Genomic DNA, 9428 nt, shown 5'->3' with positions numbered 1-9428 from the left:
CTGCACCAGACCCTCGGCTACTCAACACCCACCGAACGACTCATCAAACTCACACTCGCCGCCTAAAATGAAACCGAGGACCCCGTCCGAAAAGACCGGGTCACCCCAAACGTTCCGCAGGGGGTTCGCCCGCGGTCTCCGATTCTTCGCCACCAATCAACCAGCCACCGGGCTGTAGTTTGCGATGGACTCCTCGGCTGTCCAAACGGGACCGCCACATACCGGAGGTATGCGGCGGTCCCCCGCCCCGCGGGTCATGTCCCGCGGATGGATCTACTGCCCTTCTGGCGGTTCCGATTGCCACGGTGCGTCGTCTGGAACACGCGTGCCGTCTGGATTGAGACGAATGGCTCGTGGTCGCGCCGCGCGCATCCGGTGTTCGTCCCACTCGACGTCCAACGAGTCCGACGTGAGCCTCTCGCGCGCGACGGCCGCGGCACCGGATTCGTCGGCCGAATCAGGGTCAGGCGGCCGCGGCGTCATAGGCGCTCTCGATGACGGACCCCCAGTACGGCCCGAACATGGTGTTCGCGACGTTGTTGTATCCGAAACTGTTGACCGAGTTTTGATAGCCGGCCGAACCGCTGCCGATGAACCAGGGGCCGCCGGAGGATCCACCGGTCATGTCGCAGGGGATGCCCTGCGATTCCGACTGTGCGTACGGGTCGTCCGTGGCCGTGCCGGAGCAGGACTGCAGGGTGTTGCCGGTGAACGGTGCTGCCGCCGGGTAGCCGAAGGCGGCGTAAGTGAGGCCTCTGCCGTCATTGAAGGCCACGCCTGAGGCGCCGACGGTGTCACTCAAGGACGCATCCGTGGGAGAAGATACGATCGCGAATCCGGTGTCATAGGTGATGTCGCCGCCCGACGTCCATTGGGTCGGAGCATAGAGCTCCGTCGCGTTCCACTGTCCGAACGGTGCGGTGCCGTTCTCGTAGGCCGGAACGAAGACCAGGCGGGAGGCGAACGCCCCAGGGCCCTCGTTCACGCAGTGGCCGGCTGTCGCGACGGTGCTCTCGTTGGCCGCGGAGATGGCGTTGCCCGAGCAGACGTAGTCGCTCCCGCCGAGCGTGAAGAACACCTTGCCGATGTGGTCCACGGGTGTCTGCTGAGTCGCCGTTGGTGTGACCTTCGGATTGCGGGACTGCTTCGTGACCTTCTTCTCTTGCCCCACCTCGACCTCACTTCGGCCCACGGATGTTACGTTGTCGCCGACCAGAACGTCACCTGGAGTCGCGGCCATCATTCGCTCCGCTGTCCAGTATTCGCCCCCCTGTCGGGTCTCAGGAACGACCCACCTCTCGACATCCGTGGATTGCGTCGCGGCAAATGCACCGGCTGATCCGGACGCAACGAGCCCGCCCGTCACGAAGAGACCGCTGATGGCCAGGGCCGCGAGGGCACCGGACCTGATTCTGCTTCTGTTCATAGTCTTCACTCCAGTTATCGATGGAATCCGCCGGACCTATCGCCGGTGGTATCGCGAGTGAACAGGACGATGTGAAAACGCCGTCGATCCCGAAGACCTCTGTGAATTGCGCATTGCACCCCCCGTTCAAGCGTGATTCAACATTGGCCCTCTCCTGGAGCCGACCACCAGTCGGCCCTTGAGGGGACACGGTTTCGTGGCGGCAGGAGGACGTTCGTGCGCCGATCCGCAGCCTCGGGAGGACGGGGCTGCCACCCGGCCCCCGAGCCGGAGCCGAACTGGACCCGACTCGCGGATCACACTGTCGAATTCGGAGGTTCTACCGGATGTCAACAGCAGCGCTAACTTCTCGCCTGTTTCTACGACCCTGTGTCAGCGGTTCAATACCTTCAGTCTGCGAGTGTCGTGCCCTCGGGCCAGCCTGATGTCCTCTACCCGTATCCAGGGTGTATCGAAGACCCATGCGCACAGCCGGCCACTCGCTCGCAATGATAGAAAAGACGACGGTGTCTCGGAGTGCACCGTCTGGTCCGACGGAGTGATTGCGGAGCACCCCATCTTCCTTCGCACCCAATGCTGCTATCGCTTTCCTTGATTGGCGGTTGTGCCAGTGAGTGCGAAACTCCACCGCGATGCAATGCAAGACATCGAAGGCATAAGCGAGCTGCAGCAGCTTGGTCTCCCGATTCGCCCCGGTTCCCTGAGCGCTTGTGGCCAGCCAAGTCGAGCCGATTTCCAGCCGCAACTCAGTGTCGCTCGGGTTCATGAAGGTCGTCATTCCGACCACCTGTCCCGTTGATACAAGTCGGATGGCCCATGGCAGCATGTGCCCCAGCGATTGGACGCCGAGTCGGCGTTCAACCTCCTCAGCCATCGCGTCGGGGTGCGGCACCGAGGTGTACCACGAACGCCATAGGTCGTCCTCGCCCGCCGCTACACGGAGCTCAGCCACGTGATTCAGGGAGAGGGGCTCAAGGGCCACGAGCGATCCAGTGAGCGTGGGCGTTGCCGAGAGTTCCATGCCTCGACCCTAGGGCACCATACACTCCAAACAGATTCGGCGAGTTCAACGGCAGTGTCGTCGCGCGGGTGTCCGGGTAGCGGCAACAAACCGCACCTCCCGGCGGTTTGCTTGACAGGGCTCAGACCACAGGCATACCCGCGAATAGGTTGGTCAGATGCTATTTCTTCCGCAAAATCCATGCACCCAGGCGATTCTTGAGATCCTGCAGCGGCTACCAACGTGGAGGGAAAACAATCATGCGTGCACCCAGTCCCCGTGCCCGTGCTCGTCGAATCACTACATCAGCGTGGCCCCGATCGCCATTGTGGCGGCCGGCCTGATGGTCGGGCAAGGCTCGAATGCCGCCTTCTCATCGTCGACCCGTAACCCCGGCAACAGTTGGAGCACCGGCAGCGGCTTCGCACCCGACACAAGCGGGCCGCCCACCCACGGTGTGTGAACTCGTGTTGCCCCCGGCACCCTCGCATCGAACGCGTGATGCGTCGACAGTCAGGGGTGTCCCCCTTTGGGCCGACAGCGGAGAATGACGCTCACCTGCTACCTTGACCCATGAACATCCGGTTCCCGAGCGGAACCGCATCCGTTCATGATGGCCGTGACCGATGAAACACCTCCTGCCGAACCCACGCCGTTCGTAGAGTCAGCGCCAGGTCGCCGTCCCTCTGGACGGATTCGCGTCGACAAGACAGGGAATCATTAAGTCCATGAAGAGAATTTCATTTTGCGGAGAATCCTTCCTGACCACAGACGGGGCCGCGGATGCACTCCTGAGGTTGGTCATCGCTCTTCCAAGCGGCCACGACTCCGAATTGCTCAGACTACCCGCGGTCAACAACGACGGCGAGGAGATGGTCGTGCAAATAATCGTCGGCCCAGGCAGCGAGCTGATCAGCGTCCCGGAAGAATCCACGTGGAGAGAACCGGACACCCTCGAGGCGGTCGCCTATCTCCACCGTCGCATACAGACGCTCAGGACCTCCAGCGAGCTGACCTTCTCAGAGGCGCCTTCATTCATGGAATACGAATGGGACACCGAGTACTTGCTGTAGGCCGCTGGGAGGCTGTCCCTCGCATGCTCACTTCTTCAGCGCAGCAGACCGTGACCTGTAGTGCATCCACGATGCTGACGCTCGCGGCAACTCTTGAGCAGGGGGTCGGCTCTCTCGTCGTGGGGGGGGGTCCGGCCCACCACCACCAAAAACCGTCACGAATGGAGCAGCGATGTCATTCCAGGCCTACCTCGACAACCCCGACGACATGAACGGACTGCCCCCGCGCCACAATTCACGAACGCGGCGGTGCAGGTTACGGCGCACCGTTCCCGTCGGGGTGTCGCCGCGGTTGTCCAACGGAAATCACTGCGCAATGACGCAATGGTACTGTCGATCCGCCCGATCGAGCCGCCGCAGCCGCACTGGCGTCCATCGGAAAACCGGAGAGGCACTAGTCATGCCCGAATTCGTGTACATCACCCGCTTCTGTTCCAGGGGCAACCGATCATGATTCGAGACGACTCGCTGAGGCGCATGTACGCCGGCGGGCGCCCGAACCGGTGGGCGCGTTTCCTGAACCGGATCAGCGCGATCGTGTTCTCGCTCGGTGTCGTCGGCCACGGCGCCGTGACCCTCGAGACCGTCAATCCGCAGTCGCGCACCCTGCTCACCCTGCCGCTCGTGATCGCCAGCTACGAGGGCAACGAATACGCGGTCTCGATGCTGGGCCAAGGCTCGCGGTGGGTGCGCAATGTGCGGGCCGCGAGGGGAAAAGCCGTCATCCACGCGGGGCGCAGACGTTCAGTCGTCCTCGAAGAAGTTCAGGCGGATGCCCGTGCGCCGATTCTCAAGGCGTACCTGGCGCAAGCGCCCGGTGCCAGACCGCACATTCCGGTCGAGCAGTCCGAGCCGGTCGACGCCTTCGAGGCCATCGCAGCTGACTTCCCGGTGTTCAAAATTCGGGATGCCCAGTGAGGAGCATCTGACGCCACTGGAGCTCGCGCGCACAATCGCACGGAAACGGCGCACACTGTTTGCGCATTCGCTCTGTGACCCCGTGTTCGACCAGCGCGGGAATGAAGTCACGGATCGGTCGGCCGGAGAGCGCCTCGTGCTCTTCACGGACATCCCTTTCAACACGTGACCGTGGCACAGCGGGGAATCGTTGCGTGAGCCGATCCACTGCCTTTCGCCGGCGTGCGGTTCATCGTAGAGGTACGGCGCCCCACCGTCCGAAGCTTCGTGTCAAGGCGGTCTCGGCCATGCGCGCGTCGAACTCCAGCCCCCTCTCGACAGCGTCCGGCGACGGGTGGGGATTATGCATCTCACGGTCGCGGGTGCACGATGAAGTCATGGGATCTTCAGCAGATGAACCATGAATGCGGCCCGTTCATCCATCACGGCCGACCAGCAACGAGCGAACACCGGGGCAAACACTTGGCTGGGCCTGTCGATCGTCGCAGCCGCCCTGGCCTTCACCGGCAGCGCGATCGGGCTCGCAGTTGACGGGCTCTACGACAGCCTGACACCCGCTTTCCTGTTCCAGGCGCTGGCACAGGACATCGTGAATGCGGTGGTGGTCGCGCCGCTGGTCGTGATCTGCGCCGTCCTGGCTTTGCGCGGATCGTATCGCGCGGGTCTGCTTTGCCTGGGGGCGGTCGCGTTCACCGTGTATAGCTACGTGATCTACACCTTCTCCATTCCGTTCGGACCGTTGTTTCCGTTGTGGATCGTGGTTTTCGGCCTGAGCCTTTTCGCCCTGATTGCCGGGTTGACATCCATCGACCCGAAGACGGCGGCTGAGAACTTCACAAACGGTCGTGCTCTTTCGGTTTCGGCTTGGATGCTTCTGGTCGTGGCGGGCCTGTTCGGCCTGCTCTGGCTTTCCGAAGACGTGCCCGCTCTGCTCAATGGCGTCAGGCCCCAGAGCGTCGTGGACATGGCCCTGCCAACCAATCCCGTGCACATCCTTGACTATGCGTTCTTCCTCCCGGCGGCACTGTGGGCCGGCATTGGGCAACTGCGACTGCGGACGTTCACCTACCCCATCACCGCCGCCTTTCTCTTTTTCCTTCTCCTGACGTGCCTGCCGATTCTGACCACACCCTTCGTGCAGCTAGCCCTCAAGGAACCGGCATCTTGGGTGGTCATGATTCCGATCGGTCTCGTTGCGGCCTGCATCGCCGGAGTACTGAGTTGGCTGCTGGTGACACTTCGAACGAGGCGATCATGAAGCCCGTGATCTCCCCCCTGAAGCGTCCTCACGGGTCGGATACTCACTCAGCACTCGTCAACACCGCGCAAAGGGATCCTCATCGATGAACGACAATATTGCAAGGGCGCACCGGGCCCGACGGACGGTGTTCATCACAATCGGGGCGGTGGCCTGCGTGCTCGCGCTGAGTCTCGGCGCGATCCTGACCGTGGGCGGTATCTTCGTCCCCGCGACGTACCTCCAACCCTGGAAGGCGACCTACTACCAGCAGTCGACCGATATTCGAGTGCAGGTCGTCGCCCATGCCTTGCTGGCGCCGAGCGGACACAACATGCAGCCGTGGACCGTTGTGCTCGACACGGCCGATGCCAACGTTCTCCACCTGTACGCTGACTCGAGCCGTCTGACCCCGGCAGTCGATCCGGATTCGCGGCAGACCGTGGTTTCTCAGGGAGCATTTCTCGCCTACCTCCGGGTTGCCGCCGAGCAGCTCGGGTATTCCGCCTCGTTCGAGTTGTTCCCCGACGGGAGCTATGACGAGACAGACCTAAGGACGTCGATGAGCCAGCGGCCGGTCGCGCGGATCAGTCTGGCGAAGGACGCATCCGTGACCACGAAGGACTACTCGTCGCTGTTCCGGGCCGACACGAACCGCGCTCCGTACACGGTGGCACCCCTCACGACACCGCAAACGGAAGCGCTGACAGCCCTCGCCGACAACTCGGCCGCGCGTCTCACGCTCCTCAGCGATGAAAAGAATCTGATCACACTCGGAGCCTTCGGAGTCCAAGGAACCCTCATCGAAACTGAGTACCTCGCTGCGACCAGGGAGAGTGCCGCAGTGTTCCATGGCACAGAGCAATCCAAGAACGAGGCACGGTCGGGATTCGCCGTTGAGGGCCAGGGCACCACCGGATTCAAGAAGTATCTCCTCCAAGGACTCCTCACCATCTTCCCTGCGCTGAATAACGATACGGCCACAGCCAAGAATGCGATCACGATGACCGCTGCCGGCGTGGACAACACGGCCGCATACGGACTCATCAGCACGCCCGGCAACACCCGGACGGAACAGGTCGAAGCCGGCATCCTGTACGCGCAGCTATCCCTCCACGCCCGAACCCTCGGCCTGGTCATGCAACCGCTGAGCCAGGTCCTGCAGGAATACCCGACTATGGCTGCTCCCTACGCGGCAATCCATGCTCAATACGCGCCCGAAGGGCAGACGATCCAGATGCTCGTTCGTGTCGGCACCCCAACGACCGAGTACCCGGTGTCGATGAGGCGGGACGTGGCTGACCTCCTGCGCACGCCGTGAGGCCGCAGACCCTGTCGGAACCATCCTAAATACCCGAGTCCCGGGATGCCGTCACCCGCCACCGACGTGGATGCCAGGCCGCCGCACGGGATCGGCTTCGTTTTGGCGAAGAATTTCGCGCACGACGGGTGCGGTATCGCCTTGGCCGAGGAGGAGGTAGCGCAGCAGGTGCCCGAGGGGGTTACCCTCTGACCATTCGAAGTAGGCGTGGGGTCGCACTCCGGAAGCGTCGCGCAGTGCCAGGAGGATGGCGGCGATGGCGTTCGGTGCCGCGGGACTCTGGGCGCGCAGCACCCGAAGCCCGTTGACTACTTCACCGCGAACATGGAGCACTTCGCTGAAACTGGACGGATCAACGACCTCGATCTCCAGGAACAACACGTCAGCGCGACCCGGCACGGGATTCATTCCCCGCTGCGCTGTCTCTTTACCGGCATAGTCGGTTTGTTTGCCCGGCTTGGGTTTGGTCGCAATCAGGTTCAAGGCACCATCGAATACGAGCGAGTCGGTGATGAAGCGTCGCGCCTGTTCGTCCAGTTCGACGGCTTCAACTCGCAGTTCTGTGGTGCGCGAAACCCGGGACACGAGCGAGACAACGATGATTCCTAGAATGAAGAACGCCGAGATGGCTATGCCGTCGGGCTTTTCCAGGATGTTCTCGCCGAGCGCGTAGAGAAGGATCAGGGTCAGGATGGTGAAGGCGACACTGGCACGGCGCTGGTGTCGCCGGATCGCGGAAATCGTGACGGCGATGGCGCCGGACACCATCATCGCCAGGATGCCGGTGGCGTAGGCGCCGGCCTGCGCGTTGACATCGGCGTTGAACCCGATCGTGATCAGGATGCTGATGCCGGTATAGACGAGAACCACGGGGCGCACGGCGCGGCTCCACTCGGGGGCCATGCCGTACGACGGCAGGTAGCGTGGGACGATGTTGATCAGGCCAGCCATGGCGGATGCCCCCGCGAACCACAGGATGAGGATGCTGCTGACGTCGTAGACGGTGCCGAAGGTGTTCCCGACGAGTTCATGGGCCAGGTAGGCCAGTGCACGGCCGCTGGCTTCGCCGCCGTCCTCGAAAGCCTCCTCGGGAATGAGGAGGGTGGTGACGAAGGTGCTGGAGAGGAGGTAGGAGCTCATGATGAGGGCCGCCGCGGTCAGGAGCTTGCGGGTGTTGCGGATGCGTGAGGCCAGGCGCTCCTCGCTGGTTTTCCCTTCCGAGGCAACCAGGGGCATCATGCTCACCCCGGTCTCGAATCCGGACAGGCCCAGAACCAGCAGCGGGAAAGCTATGATGGCGGGACCGAGTAGGTCACCGAAACCCCCGCCGCGAGACAGGAGGGCGTCGGTCCATCCGGCGAGAGCCACGGGTTCCGTGACCACGTTGTAGAGGCCCACGCCGATCACGACGGCGTTCAGGGCGAGATATACCGCTACCAGTGGGATGGCGACCGCGACGGCTTCGCTGAACCCGAGGAGGAAAACCCCGCCGAGAGTCAGGAGCAGGACGATCGTGATCGTCACGGCATGCCCCTCGAGGAAGCTGGGCGCGTACGGGTTTTCAAGAAGGTGGACCGTGGCATCCGCCGATGACAGGGTGATCGTGATGATCCACGACGTTGCGACGAAGCCCAGGAGTACCAGGACGAAGAACTTGCCCTTCCAGAACGGGAGGAGCCGCTCGAGCATCGCCACCGATCCCTGACCGTGCGGGCTCTCCTTCGCCACCCGCCGGTACATCGGCAGCATCCCCAAGAGGGTCAGCGCAACGATCAGCAGGGTCGCCAACGGCGCGAGCGACCCGGCAGCCAGCACGGCGATGCTCGGCAGGTAGGACAGCGTCGAGAAGTAGTCGACGCCCGTCAGGCACATGACCATCCACCAGGGACGCTTCGTCGCGGTGTCTGCGGGGCTCTCTGGCCCGAGGGGCTGCACGCGGTTCCGAAGGAGCCACCGCGCGAGGGTACTGGGGGGCGCCCCGGGACGGACCGGACGGGCAACGCTCGCCGGGATGACCGGAACGCCAGATGAATCCACTGTGTTCTTCCATCCCGTCCACGCCGGTCATAAGACCGAGCGAACAGTTCTGCTCAAATCCGAACCCCGACTCTATTGTGAGCCACGGGCGAGCGCGCGCCGCACGCTCAGAGCGACGATCTGAGCTCGGAACCGGGGTGGCCCCGAGCACAGGTCACAGCCACTTCTTTTTCCTGCAGCCCAAATAGAGCGCGACGCCGAGAAGGATCATTTCTCGGGTGGTCGCTTGGCGTTAGTTCACCAGGGCGGCGTTCACGGTCAGGTCCCTGATCAGGGGGAAACCGTTAGGGTTCCGGTCCGCAGCGTTAGGGAATCGTTTGTTTGGGCCCAGCGGCCTTCGGTTGGGGTGTCTACTCAGTCCGTACTTCCCTCGGGGAACACCGCGCTGACCGGATGAATTGTCGGCTTATGGATGG

At 63.1% G+C, this 9428-nt stretch carries 8 protein-coding genes; 4 read left to right on the top strand and 4 right to left on the bottom strand.

Translation table 11 applies throughout. The features are described 5' to 3' along the window. Positions 1-463: 463 nt before the first annotated feature. On the bottom strand, positions 464-1240 hold the full coding sequence (locus E3O67_RS16705; protein WP_338145390.1) for a trypsin-like serine protease: 777 nt from the start codon (positions 1238-1240) through the stop codon (positions 464-466). 505 nt (positions 1241-1745) lie between these two features. Next, positions 1746-2447 carry a GNAT family N-acetyltransferase gene (locus tag E3O67_RS16700; RefSeq protein WP_135103211.1) on the bottom strand — a complete coding sequence of 234 codons (702 nt, stop codon included), beginning with the start codon at positions 2445-2447 and terminating at the stop codon, positions 1746-1748. Positions 2448-3154: 707 nt separating this feature from the next. On the opposite strand from E3O67_RS16700, the gene E3O67_RS16695 reads away from it, so the two are divergent. After that, on the top strand, positions 3155-3499 hold the full coding sequence (locus tag E3O67_RS16695; RefSeq protein WP_134429127.1) for a hypothetical protein: 345 nt from the start codon (positions 3155-3157) through the stop codon (positions 3497-3499). A 450-nt stretch (positions 3500-3949) separates the two neighbouring features. Next, positions 3950-4417: a nitroreductase family deazaflavin-dependent oxidoreductase gene (locus E3O67_RS16690; protein ID WP_198418992.1), complete on the top strand. Its 468-nt coding sequence runs from the start codon at positions 3950-3952 to the stop codon at positions 4415-4417. Here E3O67_RS16690 and E3O67_RS17915 read toward each other — a convergent pair. Further along, positions 4395-4625, bottom strand: a complete 231-nt coding sequence (locus tag E3O67_RS17915; protein WP_135103210.1) for a three-helix bundle dimerization domain-containing protein — start codon at positions 4623-4625, stop codon at positions 4395-4397. The genes E3O67_RS16690 and E3O67_RS17915 overlap by 23 nt on opposite strands. 192 nt (positions 4626-4817) lie before the next feature. Here E3O67_RS17915 and E3O67_RS16680 point away from each other — a divergent pair, with 192 nt between their 5' ends. Both E3O67_RS16680 and E3O67_RS16675 read left to right on the top strand, forming a co-directional pair. Then, positions 4818-5675 (top strand): hypothetical protein, encoded by an 858-nt coding sequence (locus E3O67_RS16680; protein WP_135103209.1) that lies wholly within the window; start codon positions 4818-4820, stop codon positions 5673-5675. Between the two features lie 85 nt (positions 5676-5760). Then, positions 5761-6975: a hypothetical protein gene (locus E3O67_RS16675; RefSeq protein WP_135103208.1), complete on the top strand. Its 1215-nt coding sequence runs from the start codon at positions 5761-5763 to the stop codon at positions 6973-6975. 51 nt (positions 6976-7026) lie between these two features. On the opposite strand, the gene E3O67_RS16670 is transcribed toward E3O67_RS16675, so the two are convergent. Beyond that, complete coding sequence (locus E3O67_RS16670; protein ID WP_241982264.1) at positions 7027-8847, bottom strand: amino acid transporter; 1821 nt, start codon at positions 8845-8847, stop codon at positions 7027-7029. Positions 8848-9428: the final 581 nt, after the last annotated feature.

This window comes from Cryobacterium sp. TMT3-29-2, assembly GCF_004564305.1.
In the GTDB taxonomy this organism is placed as follows: Bacteria; Actinomycetota; Actinomycetes; order Actinomycetales; family Microbacteriaceae; genus Cryobacterium; species Cryobacterium sinapicolor.
This window is presented reverse-complemented; position numbering and strand designations above follow the sequence as displayed.

What these genes read in the sequence shown, in the direction of transcription:
- E3O67_RS16700 (WP_135103211.1), bottom strand. Translation starts at nt 2,447, where the DNA reads ATGGAACTCTCGGCAACGCCCACGCTCACTGGATCGCTCGTGGCCCTT.
- E3O67_RS16695 (WP_134429127.1), top strand. Translation starts at nt 3,155, where the DNA reads ATGAAGAGAATTTCATTTTGCGGAGAATCCTTCCTGACCACAGACGGG.
- E3O67_RS16705 (WP_338145390.1), bottom strand. Translation starts at nt 1,240, where the DNA reads ATGGCCGCGACTCCAGGTGACGTTCTGGTCGGCGACAACGTAACATCC.
- E3O67_RS16690 (WP_198418992.1), top strand. Translation starts at nt 3,950, where the DNA reads ATGATTCGAGACGACTCGCTGAGGCGCATGTACGCCGGCGGGCGCCCG.
- E3O67_RS16680 (WP_135103209.1), top strand. Translation starts at nt 4,818, where the DNA reads ATGAATGCGGCCCGTTCATCCATCACGGCCGACCAGCAACGAGCGAAC.
- E3O67_RS16670 (WP_241982264.1), bottom strand. Translation starts at nt 8,847, where the DNA reads ATGTGCCTGACGGGCGTCGACTACTTCTCGACGCTGTCCTACCTGCCG.
- E3O67_RS16675 (WP_135103208.1), top strand. Translation starts at nt 5,761, where the DNA reads ATGAACGACAATATTGCAAGGGCGCACCGGGCCCGACGGACGGTGTTC.